The organism is Stappia taiwanensis, from assembly GCF_014635285.1.
Taxonomy (GTDB): Bacteria; Pseudomonadota; Alphaproteobacteria; order Rhizobiales; family Stappiaceae; genus Stappia; species Stappia taiwanensis.
In genome coordinates this window covers 1-21,157 of sequence record NZ_BMCR01000009.1, presented here as the reverse complement: position 1 = coordinate 21,157, position 21,157 = coordinate 1, and the positions used below count along the sequence as shown (strand labels likewise).

The window sequence follows — 21,157 nt, the reverse complement described above, 5'->3', positions numbered from 1 at the left end:
TCGAAACAGTCCCAGTTTCGCCAAAATCGCTCGCCATGCAGGCGGGTGACTCAGCGAACAGGCGATTGACCCGACCGAGCGGGCAACCGGTATCCGGTCCGGCAGGTATGGCCTGCGGTCCCGGACAAGAGGTCCTTACATCAATGAATCCCGTTGAACTTGCACAAACGACCCTCGCGGCACCCCAGGGCGACATGTCTTTCTTCGCCCTGTTCCTGCAGGCGCATCTGGTGGTCAAGATCGTCATGGTCGGTCTGATCGGCGCCTCGGTCTGGTGTTGGGCGATCATCGTCGACAAATGGCTTCTTTATGCGCGTACCAAGCGGCAGATGAGCCGGTTCGAGACCGTGTTCTGGTCCGGCCAGTCGCTGGAGGAACTGTACCGCACCCTGTCGGGGCGGGCGAACCACTCCATGGCGGCGCTGTTCATCGCGGCCATGCGCGAATGGAAACGCAGCCACGAGGGCGAGCGGCCGGCGATTGCCAGCCTGCGCCAGCGCATCGACCGGGTGATGGATGTCACCATCTCCCGCGAGGCGGAGCGGCTGGAAGCGCGGCTTCTGGTGCTGGCGACGGTCGGGTCGGCGGCGCCGTTCATCGGCCTGTTCGGCACGGTCTGGGGCATCATGACCAGCTTCCAGGCGATTGCCGCGTCGAAGAACACCAATCTCGCCGTGGTCGCGCCGGGCATCGCCGAGGCGCTCTTGGCCACCGCCCTCGGCCTCCTCGCCGCCATTCCGGCGGTGATTGCCTACAACAAGCTGTCAGCCGATGCCGGCAAACTGTCCGCCCGGATGGAAGGCTTTGCCGACGAGTTTTCCGCGATCCTGTCGCGGCAGATCGACGAGAGGGGCTAGAGCGCCATGGGTATGCAGGCCGCAGGCGGCGCGAGCGAAGGGGGCGGACGGCGGCGCAGACGGCGCCACCAGCCCCTCAGCGAGATCAACGTGACGCCGTTCGTCGACGTCATGCTGGTGTTGCTGATCATCTTCATGGTCGCGGCACCGCTCTTGACCGTCGGGGTCCCGCTGGATCTGCCCGAAACCCAGGCCAAGCCGATGGAAGGCTCGACCGAGCCGATCACCATCTCGGTGGCCGCCGATGGGCGGATCTACATCCAGGAGACGGAAATCGCCGCCGACGAGGTGATCCCGAAGCTGACCGCGATTGCCGAGAACGGATACGACGAGCGGATCTTCGTGCGCGGCGATGCGAACGCCGACTACGGCACGATCATGCGGGTGATGGGGCGGATCAGCGCTGCCGGCTACAAGCGGCTCGGCCTCGTCACGCTGGAAGAAGAGAAATAGCCACCGACTTGGGCAGGTGGCGGATCGCCGGTGCCGGTATGGGCACGGGCTGCAAGGATGAAGCGGATGCAAAGGCATAGTCCGGGACGGGCAGGGCATGAGACGGGCGGCAGTGGCCGCGCCGGTCGCGCTGCCGTGCGTCTTGCCGGCGCCCGTGGCGCGCGCGCGGCGGCGTTCGTCCTGCCGAACGGGAACAGGCTCTAGCCATGCGCGTGGGCCTGATCGCATCGACCGCCGGCCATCTGGCCGTGCTGCTTTGGGGCGTGGTGTCGTTTCCCAATGCCAAGCCGTTCGACGTGCCGCCGGTCGACAGCCTGCCGGTCGATCTGGTGCCGATTTCGGAGCTGACCAAGCTGCGGATCGGCGAGAAGGATGCCGAGGTGCGCGAGGTTGAGGCGACCAAGCCGGTGAAGCCGAAGACGCCGGAGGTCAAGCCGGAGACGCCGCCGGTGCAGGCCAAGACCGAAACGCCGACACCGACGCCCACGCCGGAACCGGCGAAACAGCCGGCCAAGCAGGCGGCCAAACAGCCCGCCGCCGCGCCGGAGCCCGAACCGGCGCCGCCCACGCCGCCGCGTCCGGCCGAGCCGGTCAAGGCACCGGAGCCGGCCCCAGCGCCGGCGCCGAAGGAAGCGGTTGCCGAGGCGCCGAAGGAAAAAGCGCCGGAACCTGCCGAGAAGAAGGTGGCCGAGGCACCCAAGCCGGTGCCCTCGGTGCGCCCGCGCACGAAGCCGACCCCGCCGCCGAAGGCGACCAAAAAGAAAAAGGCGTTCAATCCGAATCAGATCGCGGCCTTGCTCAACAAGGTGGATCCGGCGGGGGGCGGTACGCCGTCCGCCTCGGAAAATCCTGCCTCGCTGGGAAGCCGCAAGGGCTTGAGCAACGTGTCCATGAGCCAGTCGGAGCTGGATGCGCTGCGCAGTCAGATTTCGCAATGCTGGAACCCGCCGGCCGGTTCGGCCGGGGCGAATGACCTCAATGTACGGCTGAAGGTGTACCTGCGTCCCGATGGCGGCGTCGACATGCAGCCCGAGGTGCTGAATTCCAGCAGCAACCCGTCCTTCACCATCGCGGCGGAGAGCGCCCGGCGGGCGGTGCTGCGCTGCGCGCCCTATTCCCTGCCGGCGGCGAAATACGACGCCTGGCGGGAGGTGATCATCAACTTCGACCCGAGGGATCTGCTTGGTGGATAAGCTTCAGACTCGATCCGGTCTGGCCATGGCCGCCCGGATCGCCATTCGATCAGGAACCCGCTTTCCGAACCGCTTGCGCCAGATATCGCGCGCGGCAGGTGGTTTGGCGGGTCACACCGCATTGCCCTCTTCGCGGGGCAGGACATGGGAGCTTCGACTGATGAAGAGACCGGTACCCCGACTTCTGGCACTTGGCGCGGCGCGCGCCATTGCGCTGGCGCTGTTCGTCGTCGCGGCGGCGCCGTTTGTCGCCGCACCGGCCCGGGCCGTGGTCGAGATCGACGTGACCCAGGGCAACATCGAGCCGCTGCCGATCGCCATTCCGGATTTCGTCGGCACCGGCGGCGAGGACAAGATGGCGCGCGACATCAGCGATGTCATCAAGGCGGATCTGGCCCGCTCCGGCCTGTTCCGGCCGCTCGACCCTTCCGCCTTCATCGAAAAGACGGTGAGTATCAACGCGCCGCCGCAATTCGCCTCCTGGCGGCCAATCGGCGCGCAAGGGCTGGTGGTCGGCGCGATCAGCAAGCAGTCGGACGGGCGCATCCGGGCGGAGTTCCGCCTGTGGGACGTGTTCGCCGGCCAGCAGATGCTGGGCCAGCAATTCTACACCAGCGCCGACAACTGGCGGCGCATGGCCCATATCATCGCCGACGCGATCTATGAGCGGCTGACCGGCGAGAAGGGGTATTTCGATACCCGCATCGTCTTCATCGACGAGACTGGGCCGAAGAACAAGCGGGTCAAGCGGCTGGCGATCATGGATCAGGACGGGGCCAATGTGCGCTACCTGACCAATGGCGGCGATCTGGTGCTGACGCCGCGCTTCTCGCCGTCGCGTCAGGAGGTCACCTACATGGCCTATTCCGGTGCGGACCCGCGCGTCTATCTGCTTAACATCGAGACCGGGCAGCAGGAGGTGGTCGGCAACTTCCCCGGCATGACCTTCGCCCCGCGTTTTTCGCCGGACGGGCAGCGGGTTGCCATGAGCCTGCAACAGGGCGGCAATGCCAATATCTTCGTGATGGATCTGCGCTCGCGCCGCACCACCCGGCTGACCAATACGCCGGCGATCGATACCAGCCCGTCCTATTCGCCGGATGGCCAGAAGATCGTGTTCGAATCCGACCGGGGCGGCTCGCAGCAGCTCTATGTGATGGGCTCGAACGGTGCCAACCCGCAGCGCATCAGCTTCGGGCCGGGGCGGTATTCGACGCCGGTCTGGTCGCCGCGCGGCGATCTGATTGCCTTCACCAAGATGCATCAGGGCCGGTTCATGATCGGGGTGATGCGCCCCGATGGTTCCGGTGAGCGCATTCTCACCGAGGGCTATCACAACGAGGGGCCGGCCTGGGCGCCAAACGGCCGGGTGCTGGTGTTCTTCCGCGACACCCCGGGGCCCAATGGCGGGCCGCAGCTCTGGACGGTTGACCTGACCGGCTACAACGAGCAGCGGTTGCCGGTGCCGGCCTTCGCCTCGGATCCGGCATGGTCGCCCTTGCTGGAGTAACGAAGGAAGGCTAGGCTCCCCGGGCAATCGGGGACCTGGCCGGAAACGGCGGGAGTGCGACATGGGGTGGCATTCCACGAGAAATTTGATGCCCTAGCGGCATCGTGGTGGTAACCAGGCGTTAACCACGTTGATGAACGCCGGCTTAACCAGTTTCGCTGTAGAAGCGTTTACTCTGTCGGGGCCGGTGGGGATCAGGAGCAGGATATTCATGATGCAGATGGGCAAGCACGCACGCAACGTGCGCATTGCCGCGGTGTTGGCGGGCGGATTGCTGCTCGCGGCCTGTGCGCAGACCAAGACGGACGGGCTGACGGGCAATGTTCAGCCCGGCACCGGACAGGATTTCGTCGTCAACGTCGGCGACCGTGTTTTCTTCACCAATAACCAGACGTCGCTGTCCTCGCAGGCGCGCGCCACGCTGGATAAGCAGGCGCAGTGGCTGAACAGCTACAGCCGCTACACGGTGACCATCGAGGGGCACGCGGACGAACGCGGAACGCGCCAGTACAACATTGCGCTCGGCGCGCGGCGTGCGGATTCGGTGCGCAGCTATCTCGTCTCGCGCGGGATTTCCGCCAGCCGGATCAAGACCGTCTCTTACGGCAAGGAACGGCCGGTTGCCGTCTGCAACGACGAATCCTGCTGGTCGCAGAACCGGCGTGCCGTCACGGTGCTGAACAACGCCGGCAGCTAAGCTCACGTTGTCCGAGAGCAATCGGAATGAAACCGGCGGTCCCGACCGCCGGTTTTTTTTGTGCGTGCAGGCCTGGGCCACAGTCAAAATTTGGCCGAAGTCAAAGCGCTCTGTGCTATCCAATGCCCGCCCGACCGTTGCCCGGCGGTGGCGGGGTGTGCTTGCAACCCTGGAGGATATGCATGACGGCACTGAGGAAATGCGCGGGGGCAATGCTCATGGCCTGGATGCTGGCGGTGCTGCCGGCTCCGGCCAATGCGCAGTTGTTCGGCTCTCGCGACGATGGCGAGACCACGGTCCGTCTGAGCCAGGTCGAGGATCAGATGCGATCTTTGACCGGTCAGATCGAACAGCTCAATTTCCAGATCCGGCAACTGGAAGAACAGATCCGCCGGATGCAGGAGGATAACGAGTATCGCCTGCAGCAACTGGAAGGCGGCACCGGCAAACGATCGGACGCCGGATCGGCAGGGGGGGCGTCGAGCCTCCCCGGCGGGGTCGGCAGCGACAGCTATGGCGCGGCCAGCGGAACGCTCGGCCAGTTGCCCGCCGATGCCGGATCCGGCGATGGCGCCTATGGCGCTGCCGGTGGCTATGGCGATGCCCCGGCGGGCGGTCCGCTCGACCTCTCCGCATTGGCGCGCGGCCAGGCCGGCGGCGCGGCTGCGGGCGGTGGCGAGACCTCGGGCGGTGGCGCGGTTGCGTCCGGCGAGGGCTTCGGAACAACGGCCGGGCAGGTTGCGGCGGTTTCCGGCGGCGACCCGCGCTCCGACTACGATGCCTCCTATTCGATGATCCTGTCGGGCGACTATGCCGGGGCGCAGGCCGGGTTCGATCAGTTTCTTGAGGCGTACCCGAACGATCCGCTGGCGGCCAATGCCCAGTTCTGGCTCGGCGAGAGCTATTTCGCGCGCAAGCAGTATCGCGCCGCCGCCGATGCGTTCCTGAAGAGCTACACCGACTATCCGGATGGCACCAAGGTCACCGACAGCCTGCTCAAGCTCGGCCTGTCGCTGAAGGGCCTTGGCCAGGGCGATGCGGCCTGTGCCACCTTCTCCGAACTCTTGTCGAAATACCCGGGGGCGCCGAGCGCGATTCGCGCCGAAGCCCAGGCCCAGAAGCAGGCCGGTGGCTGCGCCTGACGCGGCCCGGCCTGTCGATGCGGACGAGGCCGGCAGACTTTTTCAGCCGCTGACAGGGTATCGGCGCATTGCGCTCGCCGTGTCGGGCGGCAGCGATTCCCTTGCTCTTCTTGTCCTGGTGGCCCGCTGGCGCGCGGCGCTGGCCGATGGCCCGGACATTCATGTCTTCACGGTGGATCATCGGCTTCGGCCCGAGGCGCGGGACGAAGCGGCCCATGTGGTCGCGGTGGCCGCCCGGTTCGGTCTGCCGGCGCGGGTGCTGCGCTGGACGGGGCCCAAGCCTTCCGCCAACCGGCAAGCGGCGGCGCGGGCGGCGCGGCGAGACCTTTTGTGCGCGGGCTTGCGCGATATCGGCGGCGATGCGCTGGTGCTGGCTCATCATCTCGACGATCAGGCGGAGACCTTCCTGTTGCGGCTGGCGCGCGGCAGCGGGGTCTATGGCCTATCCGCCATGCAACCTTCCGGCCGCTGGCAGGACGTTGCCGTGCTGCGTCCCTTGCTTGAGATCGACAAGGCGCGGCTGACGGCGAGCCTGCGCCAGGCCGGGATCGACTGGCATGAGGACCCTTCGAACGCCAGCGACGCTTATGCCCGGGTGCGAATGCGCGCCCTGATGCCGCAGCTTGCCGGCGAGGGGCTGTCGCCGCGCCGGCTGGCGGAAACGGCGCGGCGGCTCTCAGGTGCCGCCGAGGCGCTCGATCATGCGGTGGCGATGGCGCTTGCCACCGCCGGCACGGTGCATCCGGCGGGCGTGGTCTGTCTTGACCTCGCTCCGCTGGCGGAGCTGCCGCAGGAGGTCTTGTTGCGGCTGGTGGCGACCGTCTTGCTGCAGGTGACGGGAGCTGCCTATCCGCCGCGGCTGGAGCGGCTGACGCGGCTGGTGGAGACACTCGGCGGGGCGGAGCAGGTGCAGGCAACCCTTGCCGGTGCGGTGCTGCGCCGGCAGAACGGCGCGCTCTTCATCTGGCGCGAAAGGGGGCGGGATGGTGTCACCGAGCGGATCGAGGCCCGTCCTTGCAGCTTCATCTGGGACGGACGCTTCGCGGTCACCGGCACGGGGGCGGGGCGCTTGCGCATTCGCGCGCTGGCAGAGGTCCCGGGGGCCCGGGCGCAGATGACCTGGCCGGAAGGCTGGCCGCGTGCGGCGTTCGACACGGCGCCGGTGGTGGATTTTTATGCCGAGCGCGCGGGGAAAGACGATGTGAAAGGGGCGACGGATGCGCCATATTGTCCCGGCCTGTCCGCTCATTTGCCGCCTCAAGGGTTGGATCTGCGCCCATTGATCCGGTTCGCGCGGCCGGATCGGCCGAAAAACTCCTTAAATTCGCTGCATTCTCCCCGGATTTAAGAAAATAGGAAAAGCTTTGGTGCGATTGTCGCACTCCACCTTGGCAGTGCCGCCCGCGAGACCTATCTTGCAAGGCAAGCTCACGTCATCAGCGCAGACCGCCGCGGGCCAGCGGCGAAGGGATCGCAATGAACGCCAATTTTCGTAATTTCGCCCTCTGGGTCATCATCGGTCTCTTGCTGATCGCCCTGTTCCAGCTCTTCCAGAACCCGGGACAACGCGCGGCGACCAACGATATTCCCTTTTCCCAGTTCCTGAATCAGGCGGAGCAGGGGGATGTTCAGGAGGTCACGATCCAGGGCCAGCAGGTCACCGGCAAATACTCCAGCGGCGGGACGTTCCAGTCCTATGCGCCGGAATCGGCCGGGCAGTACATCGAGTTGCTGCGGTCCAAGGGCGTGCGCATCACCGCCCGCCCGCCTTCGGAAAACTTCTCGCTGATCGGCGCGCTGATTTCCTGGTTCCCGATGCTGATCATTCTCGGCATCTGGATCTTCGTCATGCGGCAGATGCAGGGCTCCGGCGGCAAGGCGATGGGCTTCGGCAAGTCCAAGGCCAAGCTTCTGACCGAGGCTCATGGCCGGGTCACCTTCGAGGATGTGGCCGGCATTGACGAGGCCAAGGAAGACCTGCAGGAGATCGTCGAATTCCTGCGCGATCCGCAGAAGTTCCAGCGTCTCGGCGGTCGGATCCCGCGCGGCGTGCTGCTGGTCGGCCCTCCGGGCACCGGCAAGACGCTGACCGCACGCGCGGTCGCCGGCGAGGCCAATGTGCCGTTCTTCACCATCTCCGGTTCGGACTTCGTGGAAATGTTCGTCGGCGTCGGTGCCAGCCGGGTGCGCGACATGTTCGAACAGGCCAAGAAGAACGCTCCTTGCATCATCTTCATCGATGAGATCGACGCGGTTGGCCGTCATCGCGGTGCCGGTCTCGGCGGCGGCAATGACGAGCGCGAGCAGACGCTCAACCAGTTGCTCGTCGAGATGGACGGCTTCGAGCCGAACGAGGGCGTGATCATCATCGCCGCGACCAACCGTCCGGACGTGCTCGATCCGGCGCTGTTGCGCCCGGGCCGTTTCGACCGGCAGATCGTCGTGCCCAACCCGGACGTCACCGGCCGGGAGAAGATCCTCAAGGTGCATATGCGCAAGGTTCCGCTGGCCCCGGATGTCAACGTGCGCACCTTGGCGCGCGGCACCCCGGGCTTCTCCGGCGCGGATCTGATGAACCTCGTCAACGAGGCGGCGCTTCTGGCGGCGCGGCGCGGCAAGCGGCTCGTCACCATGGCCGAGTTCGAGGATGCCAAGGACAAGGTGATGATGGGGGCCGAACGCCGGACCCTGGTCATGACCGAAGAGGAAAAGAAGCTCACCGCCTATCACGAGGCCGGCCACGCGCTGGTGGCGCTGCACATGCCGGCGTCCGACCCGATCCACAAGGCGACGATCATCCCGCGCGGCCGCGCGCTGGGCATGGTGATGCGCCTGCCGGAAAAGGACCAGGTGTCGCTGACCCGGGCCAAGTGCAAGGCGGACCTCTCCGTTGCCATGGGCGGGCGCGTCGCCGAGGAGATGATCTTCGGCTATGAGAAGGTCACGTCCGGCGCCTCGGGCGATATCCAGATGGCGACCAAGCTGGCGCGGGCGATGGCGACCCAGTTCGGCATGTCCGACAAGCTCGGTCCGCTGCTCTATGGCGAGAATCAGGAAGAGGTGTTCCTCGGCCATTCGGTGGCCAAGAACCAGAACGTCTCCGAGGATACGCAGAAGATCGTCGATGCGGAGATCAAGTCCTTCGTCAATGCCGGCTACGAGACGGCAAAGCGGGTCTTGAGCGAGCACGAGGATCAGCTCCACATCATCGCCAACGGGCTCCTGGAATACGAAACCCTGTCCGGTGACGAGATCAAGGATCTGCTCAACGGCAAGCCGCCGGTGCGCGATACCGACGATGACCAGCCGGTGGGCCGCTCGTCCGCGGTGCCGACCACGGGCGTCAAGCGCGGTGGTCCCGGCGATGCGCCGAGCGGCGGCATGGAGCCGCAGCCGCAGGGCTGACCGGCCGGACAACGCCAAGGCGAAAATATTCAAGGCCCGGTGGATCCGTCCTCCGGGCCTTTTCGTTTCGTTACGCATGAAAACAATTTTTGAACGGTCTTGCCTCACCTTGGTGATAAATGATGGTCATTCCTGTTCGTCAGACCGGGCGGCACCGCAATCGCTGCGGGTCGATGAGGGCAGGCGGAATGACGCCTCACAGGCAATAGGTTAAAAGATGACACGCAAGTACTTCGGCACGGACGGCATTCGTGGCACGGCCAATCAGGTGCCGATGACACCGGACATCGCGCTCAAGGTGGGCATGGCGGCGGGGCTGTCGTTCCGCACCGGCAATCACCGACACCGGGTTGTGATCGGCAAGGACACAAGGCTGTCCGGCTACATGATCGAGAACGCGCTGGTGGCCGGCTTCACCGCCGTTGGCATGGATGTCTTGGTGCTTGGTCCGATGCCCACCCCGGCGGTGGCCATGCTGACCCGTTCGGTGCGCGCCGATCTCGGCGTGATGATTTCCGCCTCGCACAATCCGTTCCAGGACAATGGCATCAAGTTCTTTGGCCCGGACGGCTACAAGCTGTCGGACGATGTGGAGCGCGAGATCGAGGCGCTGCTGGAGCAGGATCTGTCCTCCCGGCTGGTCGGTCCCTCGGAGCTTGGCCGGGCCAAGCGCATCGATGGCATGCGCGACCGCTATATCGAGTTTGCCAAGCGCACCCTGTCGCGGGAGATGAGCCTTGCCGGCCTGCGCATCGTCGTCGATTGCGCCAATGGCGCCGCCTATAAGGTGGCGCCGGAGGTGTTGTGGGAGCTGGGTGCGGATGTGATCGCCATCGGTGTGGAACCGGATGGCTACAACATCAATCGCGGGTGCGGCTCGACGGACACCAAGGCGCTCTGCGCCAAGGTGCATGAGGTGCGGGCCGATATCGGCATTGCGCTTGATGGCGATGCGGACCGGGTGATCATCGTCGACGAGAACGGTCAGGTGGTCGATGGCGACCAGCTGATGGCCGTGGTGGCCCAGTCCTGGCAGGAGGACGGGCGCCTGTCCGCGTCTGGCATCGTGGCGACGGTGATGTCGAATCTCGGCCTTGAGCGCTATCTTGCCGGCCTGGGGCTGGAGCTGGCACGCACCAAGGTGGGCGACCGCTATGTGGTGGAGCATATGCGCCAGCATGGCTTCAACGTTGGCGGCGAGCAGTCCGGCCATATCGTGCTGTCGGATTTCGCCACCACCGGCGATGGCCTGGTTGCGGCACTGCAGGTGCTGGCCTGTGTGGTCAAGCTGAACCGTCCGGTCTCCGAGGTCTGCCGCCGCTTCGAGCCGGTGCCGCAGATCCTGAAGAATGTGCGTTATGCCGGCGCGACGCCGCTTGACGATCCCAAGGTGCAGGCGGCGATCGAGGATGGGCGCAGGGAGCTCGGCGATCACGGCCGGCTGCTGATCCGTCCCTCGGGCACCGAGCCGCTGATCCGGGTGATGGGCGAGGCGGACAATGAGGGGGTGCTGAGCGGTGTCGTCCAGCGTATCGCCGATGCGGTGGCGCACGCCGCCGCCTGACCCTTTTCTTTCTGGCAGTCTTCTTCGAAAGGCGAGGCCCATGCGGGTCTCGCCTTTTTGGGTTGTGACGCCGGCCTTTGCGCCCGGCGCTGCGCTCTTTCGGCTGCCGTTCTGGTTGCATCTTGCGGGGATACTTGTGCCGTTTACCTTTTATTAAGGTAAAAGAACGCGGTTAAGTTTTACGGTTAAGGCAACCTTAAGTATTTTCGACAATTCTTGTCTCGTGTTTCACGTATGCGGCCGGCGAGGGATGTAGCTCGGACGCTTTTCACGAGGACCGAGACATGAGCAGCCATTTGAAACGACTTTCCCTGGCTGGCGTCGCGATGATCGTCTCGTCAGCCGTCTCTGCCGCGGATATGCCGATTCCGGTGATCGAGCACGTGCCCCAGGTTCCGGTCGTTGCCGGCAACTGGTACCTGCGCGGGGATATCGGCTACAAGATCTATCGGAATCCGAGCGTGAGCTACGGCACGCTCGACTTCGTCGACGAGGGCCTGAACAACACGGGCGTGGTCGGCGTCGGTGTCGGCTACCGGTTCAGCGACTACCTGCGCGCCGATGTGACACTCGATTACGAATTCCCCGCCAGCGTGACGGCCCGGGCGCCCTGTAACACCTGCGGCGTGGGTGGTACGTCCAGCTATTCGCGGGAAACCGCCGACATCGACGTCTGGACCATGCTGGTCAACGGCTACATCGACATCGGCACCTGGCGCGGCTTCACCCCCTATGTGGGCGGCGGCATCGGTACGTCCTATGTGAGGACCCACAACATCCAGTTCCAGAACCCGAACGGGGTGTCTGGCACCTATCCGGGTGGCAGCACCTGGAACTTCTCCTGGGCGCTGATGGCTGGTGCCTCCTACGCGATGACGCCGAACTGGTCGCTGGATGCGGGGTACCGCTATCTCAACATCGGCGACGGCTATTCTTCCAGCTTCACCACCGGCGGTGTGACCCGCAAGATCCGCTACGAGGATCTGGCCGCGCATGAGTTCCGGGTGGGTGTGCGCTACACGTTTGACTCCGGACCGAGCTATATTTCCGATCCGATCATCACCAAATACTGATCGCGGATCGAACGATGACCTGAAAAGGCCGGGCCTGGTGCCCGGCCTTTTGTCGTTGGCGACAGAGCGTCGCGGTGGCGGCTACGCGGTCCAGTGGTGCTTGCCTTCCCCGATGGGCTCCGTTATGCCGATAGGTGGGCCACCCCTCCCCACCGAGGGGCACCTATCTGGAAGGATAGCCAATGAGTGCATCGTTGAATGAACCGGCCGTGCGGCCGGAAAATCCCCGTTTTTCTTCAGGTCCTTGTGCCAAGCGCCCCGGGTGGAGCCTTGAAGCTCTCGCCAATGCGCCGCTTGGTCGTTCGCATCGCGCGAAGATCGGTAAGCAGTGCCTTGCCGAAGCGATCGACCGGACCCGCGACATTCTGAAAGTCCCCGCCGATTACCGCATCGGCATCGTGCCGGCCTCCGATACCGGTGCCGTGGAGATGGCGCTGTGGTCGCTGCTCGGCCCGCGCGGCGTCGATCTTCTGGCCTGGGAAAGCTTCGGCTCGGGTTGGGTCACCGATGTGCTCAAGCAGTTGAAGCTTGAGGATACCCGCGTGCTGGAGGCCGACTACGGTCAGTTGCCCGATCTCGCTGCGGTCGATTTCAGCCGCGACGTGGTGTTCACCTGGAATGGCACCACGTCCGGCGTGCGGGTGGCCAATGGCGACTGGATTCCTGCGGATCGTGAGGGGCTGACCATTTGCGACGCGACCTCCGCCGCCTTCGCCCAGGATCTCGATTTCGCCAAGCTCGACGTGGTCACCTTCTCCTGGCAGAAGGCGCTGGGAGGCGAGGGCGCTCACGGTGTTCTCATCCTTAGCCCGCGTGCAGTGGCGCGTCTGGAAAGCTATTCCCCGCCCTGGCCGATGCCCAAGCTCTTCCGCATGACCAAGGGCGGCAAGCTCAACGAGGGCATCTTCAAGGGCGAGACCATCAACACGCCCTCCATGCTGTGCGTCGAGGATTACATCGATGCGCTGAAATGGGCCGAAGAGATCGGTGGCCTTGAGGCGTTGATTGCCCGGGCCGACGCCAATTCCGGCGCCATAGCCGATTGGGTGGCCCGCACGGATTGGGTCGATTTTCTTGCCGTGGATCCGGCAACCCGCTCCAACACCTCCGTGTGCCTGCGGATCGTCGATCCCCGGGTTGCCGCGCTCGCGCCGGCGGAGCAGGCGGCGTTTGCCAAGTCCATGGTGTCCGCGCTTGACGCGGCCGGTGTCGCCTATGACATCGGCGCCTATCGCGATGCACCGAGCGGTTTGCGCATCTGGTGCGGGGCAACGGTGGAGACCGCCGATGTGGCGGCGCTGTTGCCGTGGCTGGAATGGGCCTTCGCCCGGCAGCTCGCCACGCTTGATCAGGCGGCCTGAGCCGCCTCTCCAGCTTTTGCCGTAGACGGCCAGCGCCGGGGGCTCCCCCCCCCGGCGTCTGGCGACGTGCATCCCCCATTCGGAGTATTTCAAATGGCCCCCAAGGTCTTGATTTCAGATAAGCTTTCTGCCGCTGCCGTCGATGTTTTCAAGTCGCGCGGCGTCGAGGTCGACTACTTGCCGGATCTTGGCAAGGACAAGGACAAGCTGCTGGCGGCGATCGACCAGTATGACGGGTTGGCGATCCGCTCGGCGACCAAGGTCACCGAAAAGGTGATCGCGGCGGCGCACCGGCTGAAGGTGGTTGGCCGCGCCGGCATTGGTGTCGACAATGTCGATATCGCCGCAGCCAGTGCCCGTGGTGTGATCGTGATGAACACGCCCTTCGGCAACTCCATCACCACGGCGGAACACGCGATTGCGATGATGTTCGCCGTGGCCCGGAAGATCGCGGCGGCCGATGCCTCGACCCAGGCGGGAAAATGGGAAAAGTCGAAGTTCATGGGCGTGGAGATCACCTCCAAGACCCTTGGCCTGATCGGCTGCGGCAACATCGGCTCGATCGTCGCGGAGCGGGCGATCGGCCTGAAAATGCGGGTCATTGCCTTCGACCCGTTCCTGTCGCCGGAGCGGGCGCTGGATCTTGGCGTCGAGAAGGTCGATCTCGACACGCTGTTCGCGCGGGCGGACGTTATTTCCTTGCACACGCCGCTGACCGACAAGACACGCAACATCATCGATGCGGCGGCCATCGACAAGATGCGCGACGGGGTGATGCTGATCAACTGTGCCCGTGGCGGGCTGGTCGACGAGACGGCGCTGCGCGCCGGGCTCGACAGCGGCAAGGTCGGCGGTGCCGGCGTCGATGTGTTCATCGAGGAGCCGGCGCGCGAGAACGTGCTGTTCGGCGCGCCGAACCTGGTTTGCACGCCGCATCTGGGCGCCTCCACCAATGAGGCACAGGAAAACGTCGCGCTGCAGGTGGCCGAACAGATGGCCGACTACCTGGTCAACGGAGCGGTGTCCAATGCGCTCAACATGCCGTCGATCACTGCCGAGGAAGCGCCGCGGCTGACGCCTTTCGTCAAGCTGGCGGAGCAGCTCGGCTCCTTCGCCGGTCAGTTGACCGAAACCGGCCTCACCGGCATTCGTCTCGAATATGAGGGCGATGTGGCGGAGATGAACACACGGGCGCTTACCGCCGCCGCGCTGACCGGGGTGCTGCAACCATTGCTGCAGACGGTCAATATGGTGTCGGCGCCGGTGATGGCGCGTGAGCGCGGCATTTCCGTCGAGGAGGTCAAGCGGCCGCGGCAGGGGGCCTATGAGACCTACATCCGCCTGACGGTGCAGACCGAGCGGCAGGAGCGCTCGGTTGCCGGCACCGTGTTCGCCGATGGCAAGCCGCGTATCATCCAGGTCAAGGGCATCAACATGGAAGCCGAGCTCGGCGCGCATATGCTCTATGTGACCAATGAGGACAAGCCTGGCTTCATCGGTCACCTCGGCACCGTTCTGGGCGAAGCCGGGGTCAACATCGCCACCTTCAACCTTGGCCGTACCGCTGAGGGGGAAGATGCGATCTGCCTTGTCGAGGTCGATGGCGCGGTTGGGGATGCGGTCATTGGCCGGATCGAGGCGCTGCCTCATGTGAAGCAGGTCAAGCCGCTGCAGTTCTGATCCTCGAGGGCAATTCCCTCCGGAACATCGCTTTAACGAAAAACGGCCGGTGCTTGCGCATCGGCCGTTTTTCCTTGGCAAAATCGCAGATGCCCCTGTGCGGCGTCAGCCGGCCTTGCCCCAGGCATCGGTCGCCTGTTCGATCGCACGGGTGCCGGGTGTGCCCTTTTCCAGGGTGAGGATGGCACGCTTGCCGTTCTCGTAGAGCATGGGAATGTCGATCCAGCCGCGATCGCGCAAGAGTGTCAGGTTGCGCTCTTGCTCGTCGGGGAGGTTCGACAGGGCGACCCAGAAGAGATCGTCGCTGACTTTCACCGAGGCGCCGATCAAGGCATCGCCCCGGGCTTCCTCGGTGGTTTTCATCACCAGTCCGGGAACCTGACCGACGCCCTGGCCGGCGAAGTTGTCCGGCAATTCGAAGCGCACTTCCAGCAGATGGCTGGCGGGCAGGGCGCTGTCGCGATTCGGCTTGAGCGTCAGGTCGGCGGCGATGTTGCGCTCAGGCACCTCGACCCGCATGCGCAGGACGGTTTCCTTGCGCCCGTCGATGGTTTCTTCCTCGACCCGCCAGACCGCATTGCCGGCCGATGCCTGTCCGGCGCTGCCGGCTTCCGCGCCTTCCTCATAGAGGATGGCGCGCTGGGCAACCGCCGGGGAACCGGTGGTCGCTGCCGGAGCCGTGGTCGCGGGCGGCGGCGTGACGGCGGCCGGCGGCGTGGCGTTGGCAACATCCTGTCCGCCCGCTGGCGTTTCGGCCGTGGTCGTGTCCGGCGTTTCGGCGGGCGTCACCTGGCGCGGCGGCTCGGCAGGTGCGGTCGCGGGCGCGGGCTGTGCCGGAGCTGTCGCCGTTGCCGCCGGATCGCTGGGCCGGATCCGGGTGGTGGTGACGGTCCGTGCGTCCGGAGCGACAGAGGTCTCGCCGTTGTCGAGCAGGCGCGCGGTGTTCTTCTTCGATGCGGGCTCGGCCGGGCGCACGGGTTCGGTCGCCGGCGGGGTCTCGGTCTTCGTCTCGACCACCGGCTCATCGCCACCGCCGAACATCGCGGCAATGGTATCGCGCTGGGAATAGCCGACCGCACCGATGCCGATCAGCACGAGCAGGGCGCCGCCGACGCCGACAATCATCGGAAGGCGGGAGGGGCCTGCGGCAGGCAGCGAAGGCGCGTTCCCCGGCAGCGGGCGCCTGTCTCGCTTGGCACGGCGGGGGCTTGTTTTTTTCTCGGCAGACTTTCCTGGCGCTGCCGGCTTGGCGGCGGTGGGCGCGGAAGGTGCAGCCGCGGGCGCCGGTGCTTCGGGTGCCGGCGTTGCAGGTCCCATGGTGGGTTCGCGGCGGACAGGCTCCTCCGGCGCGCCGGTCAGGGCTCCGCGCGCGGTTCGGCTTGCCTGATCGGCGGCGCTGCCCAGCTTCTTGGCGTCATCGATCGCATCCTTGAAGACACGATGCGAGGGATCTTCCGGCGCGGCGGGGGCTGCTGGCGCGTCCGGGGCTGCGGCGGAGGGCGGAGCGACCGTCGGCGAATCGGTCGCGGGGCCTGCAGCCGGGCTCGCAGCCGGCTTGGTAGCCTCGGGGGCCGGAGCCGGAGCGGATGCCGGTTTCGCCGGTGCGGGCGGAGGCGTTGGTGCGGCCGGGGCCGGTTGTTTCGGGGCGGGACGGGGCGGTGTGGGCGCGACGGGTGCCGCGCCGACGCCGAGCGTTTCGCGCGCGGCCTCGGCTTCGATCTTGCGGATCGCCTCTTCCAGCCGCAATTGCTCGGTGGTGATTTCCGAGGGCGAGAGCGGTGGATCGTATGCCTTCAACTGGGCGACGATGGCTTTTCGGGCGCGTTGATAGATCTCACGCCGTGCCGCGCCCGTGTTCTGCGGGAGCGCGCCAACGGTTTTCTTCAAAACCGAATAATAGTCTGCCATGTTTTCAACTCGTCGTCGCGGCGTTGCGGGCCGCCCCGAAACGCGGAACCCGGTTAAGGCTTAATCCTGAAACGGATTCTGAACAAGGATTGTGTCATCCCGTTCCGGACTGGTCGAGAGTAGCGCGACTGGCGCACCGATCAACTCCTCCACGTGGCGAACGTATTTTACCGCCTGTGCGGGCAGGTCCGCCCAGCTGCGCGCGCCCTCGGTGGACTCTTTCCAGCCCGGCAGGGTTTCGTAGATCGGCTTCACCCGCGCCTGCGCCCCTTGCGAGGCGGGCATGTGGTCGATTCGCTCGCCATCAAGCTCATAGGCGACACAGATCTTGATCTCGTCGAGACCGTCGAGCACGTCGAGCTTGGTAAGGGCGATGCCGTTGATGCCGTTGATGCAGCAGGCCTGGCGTACCAGCACTGCGTCGAACCAGCCGCAGCGGCGCTTGCGGCCGGTCACGGTGCCGAATTCATGGCCGCGAGTGCCGAGGAAATGGCCGACGTCGTTGTCCTGCTCGGTCGGGAACGGGCCTTCGCCGACGCGGGTGGTGTAGGCCTTGGTGATGCCCAGCACATAGCTGAGAGCGCTGGGGCCGAGGCCGCTGCCGGCGGCCGCCTGTCCGGAGACGGTGTTGGACGAGGTCACGAACGGGTAGGTGCCGTGGTCGATGTCGAGCAGGGAGCCCTGGGCGCCCTCGAACAGGATGCGGCGGCCTTCGCGGCGCTTGGCGTCGAGCAGGTTCCACACCGTGTCCATGAAGGGCAGCAGGTCGCCGGCGACGGTTTCCAGTTCGGTGAAAATGGCATCGGCGGAGATTTCCGGCTCGCCGAGACCGCGCCGCAGGGCGTTGTGATGGGTCAGCAGCCGTTCGATCTTGCCCGGCAGGGTCGCGAGGTTGGCCAGATCCATGACGCGAATCGCCCGCCGGCCGACCTTGTCCTCATAGGCCGGGCCGATGCCGCGCTTGGTGGTGCCGATCTTGGTGCCGGCGGCGGCCGCGTTCTCGCGCAGCGCGTCCAGCTCGCGGTGCAGCGACAGGATCAGCGTGGCATTGCCGGCGATCACCAGGGTCTCGGGGCTGACGCTGACGCCCTGTTCGGCCAGTCGGGCGATCTCGGCAACGAGGGCATGCGGGTCGATGACGACGCCGTTGCCGATCACCGACAGCTTGCCGCGCACGACGCCGGAGGGAAGCAGGGACAGCTTGTAGCTGGTGCCGTCGATGACGAGCGTATGGCCGGCATTGTGCCCACCCTGGAAGCGAACCACCACATCGGCCTGTTCCGACAGCCAGTCGACGATCTTGCCCTTCCCTTCGTCTCCCCACTGCGATCCGACAACGACGACATTGGCCATGCTTGCATATCCTCTAAGTGGCGTCTTCGCGTGCGGCGCGGCGGCCAGCCGCGCACAAGAAAAACCCCGGTCGGCAAACCGGGGGTCGGTGGCGGACTATATCGAAGCGACGGCGCGATGGCGAGCCCTTGCGCTGCGCTTTCGCGGGTTCATTGCGTCGACGTCTCACCGTTTCGCCTTGCGGGCACCCTTTCGGGTGTCGCGTGCCAGTCGGAAGATCATCGGCGAGGTTCTCAGCAGCCAGACGAAGCGCTTGCGTTGGTCGCTCGGCACGGCGGGATGGCGGACCAGCCGCACCAGCACATAGCCGACCAGCGCCAGATGCATGGCGGCGGTATAGGCGAAGAAGGCGCCGGGGCCGAATCTGTCCATCACCAGCGAGGCCAGCAGCGGGCCGGCCACCGCGCCAAGGGCGAAGAACATGGTCAGCCCGGCGGCCAGTTCCACATACTGGCCCTTGCCGGCATGGTCGTTGGCATGGGCGGCGGAGAGGGAATAGAGCGGCAGGGCGAAGCCGCCGAACAGGAAGCTGCCGGCATAGATGACGAGCGGGTCCGAGGCGCCGGAAAGGAACAGGCAGGCCAGCCCCGCGCCGATGGTGGACAGGAGCAGCACATAGCGCCGGTCCATGCGGTCAGACGCCCAGCCGAGCGGATACTGGAAGATCGCCCCGGCGATCACCCACAGGCTGATCAGGAGCGCCAGCCCGTCGGCATCGAGCCCGACGCCCTGCGCATAGACCGGGCCGACGGTCCGAAAGGCGCCATTGGTCAGGCCGATGGTCAGGCAGCCCACCACCGCCACCGGCGAGATGCGCCAGACCGCAAGATAGTTGATGCGGGTGTTGGCCGGGGTGGGGGGATTGTCTTCCCGCGACAGCGACACCGGCACCAGCGCGGCACAGAACAACAGGGCGATGACGACGATGATCTCGGCGCCGGCGCCGCCGAATGGCGGCAACAGGAACTGGCTGCCGGTGACCGCGCCCAGATCGACGATGCGGTAGATGCTGAGGATCCGGCCGCGTTCGGAGTTGCTGGCCAGGGTGTTGAGCCAGCTTTCCAGCACCATCGCGGTGCCGCAGAACGCCATGCCGCTGATCAGCCGCAGCACCGCCCAGCCGAAGCCGGCGGGGGTCAGCATCAGGGCCAGTACCGAAATCGCGCTGATCGCCGCCAGGGCGCCGAAGACACGGATGTGCCCGACCCGGCGGATCAGGATTGGGGTCAGCAGAACGCCAAGGATGAACCCGGCATAATAGGCGGAGCCGAACAGGCCAATGGTCGCATCGGACAGCCCGTTGGCCCGTCCGCGCACGGCAATCACCGTCATGGCAAGGCCATTGGCGCCCAAGAGCAGCGCCGCCGCGATCAGCAGGGAAGGGAGCCGGGCGAGCAGCGAAGGGGTGCCGATGGTGGCGGAATGATCGGGCATTGCGGACGCCGTGGAATGATCGGGAAAAACGGGAGGCGGCGCCGGCGAGCGGCATCGGCAAGGCTCTCACAGTGACCGGGGTTTTTCCGAGAGACAAGCGCTGATTTGCCGTGCCCGGCCGTGCGCTGGGGGCATGGCTGCGGACCGCCGCGCAACAGGGCGCTTGCTGCGGCTGATCACCACACGCGCCCCTTGGCTCGCAAATCGTGTGGCTGGCACACGCACCGGCTGCTATGCCAGCGGTTGTTGCCCCGGTCCTTTTCGCGTGCTTTTCGGTGTCACGGCGAGGTGGGATGTGCGGGGCGGCGGCGAGGAACCGCCCGGTGGAAGTCGCCGGGGGGAGGTAAAGGAGGACCCCATGCGAGTGCAGACAAGGTGCCGCACATGACACTCATCAACTGGCTGCTGCTGGCCCTGTTGTCGCTGATCTGGGGCGGCACTTTCCTGTTCGCCAAGATCGCGGTGGCCGAGATCCCGCCGCTGGTGCTGGTGTTCCTGCGGGTGTTCCTGGCGGCGCTGGTGATGCATGTGGTGCTGCGGATTGCCCGGCAGCGGTTTCCGTTGGCACCGGGTATGCTGCTGTCCTTCCTGGTGATCGGGCTTCTCAACAACGCGATTCCGTTTTCGCTGATCTTCTGGGGCCAGACGGCGATTTCCGCGAGCCTGGCCTCGATCCTCAATGCGACGACGCCGATCTTCACGGTGCTCCTGGCGACGCTGGCCTTTCGCCATGAAACCTTGCAGGCGCATCGGGTGATCGGTATCGGCCTCGGTCTTGCCGGGGTGGCGGTGCTGTTGCTGCCCGGGCTGGAGGGCGCGGATGGATTTCCGCTCTGGGCGCAGCTTGCCTGCCTCGGCGCGGCCCTGTCCTATGCGGTGGCGGCCTCCTTCGCCCGCCGGTTCAAGGGTTTGCCGCTGATGGTGCCGGTGGCGGGGCAACTGACCGGCGCCAGTGTCTGGATGCTGCCGCTTGCCCTATGGCAGGGCGCATCCTGGAGCCCGGCCGAGACAAGCCTTGCGGTCTGGGCCTGCGTCATCGCCCTTGGCACCATCGGCACCGCCTTTGCCTATCTGATCTACTTCCGCCTTCTGACCGGTGCGGGCGCGACCAACGCCTCGCTGGTCACGCTGCTGGTGCCGGTGTCGGCGAGCGTGCTGGGGGCGCTGGTGCTGGGCGAAAGCCTGACCAGTGGCCAGTTCCTCGGCATGGCCATCCTGCTGCTCGGGCTGGTAGTGCTGGACGGCCGGGTTCTCACCCTGTTGGCCCGCCCAAAAGGAGGGCGCAAAATCGGGCCATTGGCCGCGCCGGCGGAGGGTGGACCACCAGGATCCGCGCGCTGATCGACCCGCAGTGCGGCCCCATCGCCTTCCTGCTGCGCACGTGATGTCGCCGACAGTGCCGCAGTGACTCTCTACTATTGGTTGTGAAACTGGCTTCAAAGCTGCACCCTAAGATGGCAAGAAACCAACCGGATCGGATGAGGTATATGTCAGTTTACACGATTTACGCAGACCGAAGCGAAGACG

Annotated in this window: 16 protein-coding genes; 13 read left to right on the top strand and 3 right to left on the bottom strand. The window is 65.8% G+C overall.

Annotated elements, in window-relative coordinates:
* The first annotated feature begins 194 nt into the window (after positions 1 to 194).
* The 12 genes from tolQ to serA all read left to right on the top strand — a co-directional run bounded on the left by tolQ (position 195) and on the right by serA (position 14,935).
* On the top strand, positions 195 to 857 hold the full coding sequence (gene tolQ, locus IEV83_RS17460; protein ID WP_371873490.1) for a protein TolQ: 663 nt from the start codon (positions 195 to 197) through the stop codon (positions 855 to 857).
* Between the two features lie 6 nt (positions 858 to 863).
* Positions 864 to 1,310 (top strand): protein TolR, encoded by a 447-nt coding sequence (gene tolR / locus IEV83_RS17455; RefSeq protein WP_181760491.1) that lies wholly within the window; start codon positions 864 to 866, stop codon positions 1,308 to 1,310.
* A 206-nt stretch (positions 1,311 to 1,516) separates the two neighbouring features.
* Positions 1,517 to 2,503 (top strand): cell envelope integrity protein TolA, encoded by a 987-nt coding sequence (gene tolA / locus IEV83_RS17450; protein ID WP_181760490.1) that lies wholly within the window; start codon positions 1,517 to 1,519, stop codon positions 2,501 to 2,503.
* 160 nt (positions 2,504 to 2,663) lie between these two features.
* The gene (gene tolB, locus IEV83_RS17445; protein ID WP_181760489.1) at positions 2,664 to 4,013 is read left to right on the top strand and encodes a Tol-Pal system beta propeller repeat protein TolB; all 1,350 of its coding nucleotides are present in this window, start codon (positions 2,664 to 2,666) and stop codon (positions 4,011 to 4,013) included.
* A gap of 211 nt (positions 4,014 to 4,224) precedes the next feature.
* Complete coding sequence (gene pal, locus IEV83_RS17440) at positions 4,225 to 4,710, top strand: peptidoglycan-associated lipoprotein Pal (RefSeq protein WP_181760488.1); 486 nt, start codon at positions 4,225 to 4,227, stop codon at positions 4,708 to 4,710.
* Positions 4,711 to 4,892: 182 nt separating this feature from the next.
* The gene (gene ybgF, locus IEV83_RS17435) at positions 4,893 to 5,852 is read left to right on the top strand and encodes a tol-pal system protein YbgF (protein ID WP_181760487.1); all 960 of its coding nucleotides are present in this window, start codon (positions 4,893 to 4,895) and stop codon (positions 5,850 to 5,852) included.
* Positions 5,839 to 7,200 (top strand): tRNA lysidine(34) synthetase TilS, encoded by a 1,362-nt coding sequence (gene tilS / locus IEV83_RS17430; RefSeq protein WP_181760486.1) that lies wholly within the window; start codon positions 5,839 to 5,841, stop codon positions 7,198 to 7,200. The genes ybgF and tilS overlap by 14 nt, the downstream gene beginning before the upstream one ends.
* Before the next feature lie 128 nt (positions 7,201 to 7,328).
* Positions 7,329 to 9,257 carry an ATP-dependent zinc metalloprotease FtsH gene (ftsH, locus tag IEV83_RS17425; protein WP_181760485.1) on the top strand — a complete coding sequence of 643 codons (1,929 nt, stop codon included), beginning with the start codon at positions 7,329 to 7,331 and terminating at the stop codon, positions 9,255 to 9,257.
* Positions 9,258 to 9,474: 217 nt separating this feature from the next.
* The gene (gene glmM, locus IEV83_RS17420) at positions 9,475 to 10,821 is read left to right on the top strand and encodes a phosphoglucosamine mutase (RefSeq protein ID WP_181760484.1); all 1,347 of its coding nucleotides are present in this window, start codon (positions 9,475 to 9,477) and stop codon (positions 10,819 to 10,821) included.
* Between the two features lie 284 nt (positions 10,822 to 11,105).
* Positions 11,106 to 11,894, top strand: a complete 789-nt coding sequence (locus IEV83_RS17415) for an outer membrane protein (RefSeq protein WP_181760483.1) — start codon at positions 11,106 to 11,108, stop codon at positions 11,892 to 11,894.
* A 182-nt stretch (positions 11,895 to 12,076) separates the two neighbouring features.
* Entirely contained in the window at positions 12,077 to 13,255 is a 1,179-nt protein-coding gene (locus IEV83_RS17410) for a phosphoserine transaminase (protein WP_181760482.1), read from the top strand.
* Between the two features lie 93 nt (positions 13,256 to 13,348).
* On the top strand, positions 13,349 to 14,935 hold the full coding sequence (gene serA, locus IEV83_RS17405) for a phosphoglycerate dehydrogenase (protein WP_181760481.1): 1,587 nt from the start codon (positions 13,349 to 13,351) through the stop codon (positions 14,933 to 14,935).
* A 105-nt stretch (positions 14,936 to 15,040) separates the two neighbouring features.
* On the opposite strand, the gene IEV83_RS17400 is transcribed toward serA, so the two are convergent.
* The 3 genes from IEV83_RS17400 to IEV83_RS17390 all read right to left on the bottom strand — a co-directional run bounded on the left by IEV83_RS17400 (position 15,041) and on the right by IEV83_RS17390 (position 19,630).
* Positions 15,041 to 16,843 (bottom strand): hypothetical protein, encoded by a 1,803-nt coding sequence (locus tag IEV83_RS17400; protein ID WP_181760480.1) that lies wholly within the window; start codon positions 16,841 to 16,843, stop codon positions 15,041 to 15,043.
* Positions 16,844 to 16,903: 60 nt separating this feature from the next.
* Positions 16,904 to 18,196: an adenylosuccinate synthase gene (locus tag IEV83_RS17395; protein ID WP_181760479.1), complete on the bottom strand. Its 1,293-nt coding sequence runs from the start codon at positions 18,194 to 18,196 to the stop codon at positions 16,904 to 16,906.
* A gap of 165 nt (positions 18,197 to 18,361) precedes the next feature.
* Positions 18,362 to 19,630 (bottom strand): MFS transporter, encoded by a 1,269-nt coding sequence (locus IEV83_RS17390; RefSeq protein WP_181760478.1) that lies wholly within the window; start codon positions 19,628 to 19,630, stop codon positions 18,362 to 18,364.
* A 384-nt stretch (positions 19,631 to 20,014) separates the two neighbouring features.
* Here IEV83_RS17390 and IEV83_RS17385 point away from each other — a divergent pair, with 384 nt between their 5' ends.
* The gene (locus tag IEV83_RS17385; protein ID WP_181760477.1) at positions 20,015 to 20,971 is read left to right on the top strand and encodes a DMT family transporter; all 957 of its coding nucleotides are present in this window, start codon (positions 20,015 to 20,017) and stop codon (positions 20,969 to 20,971) included.
* The last annotated feature ends 186 nt before the right edge of the window (positions 20,972 to 21,157 follow it).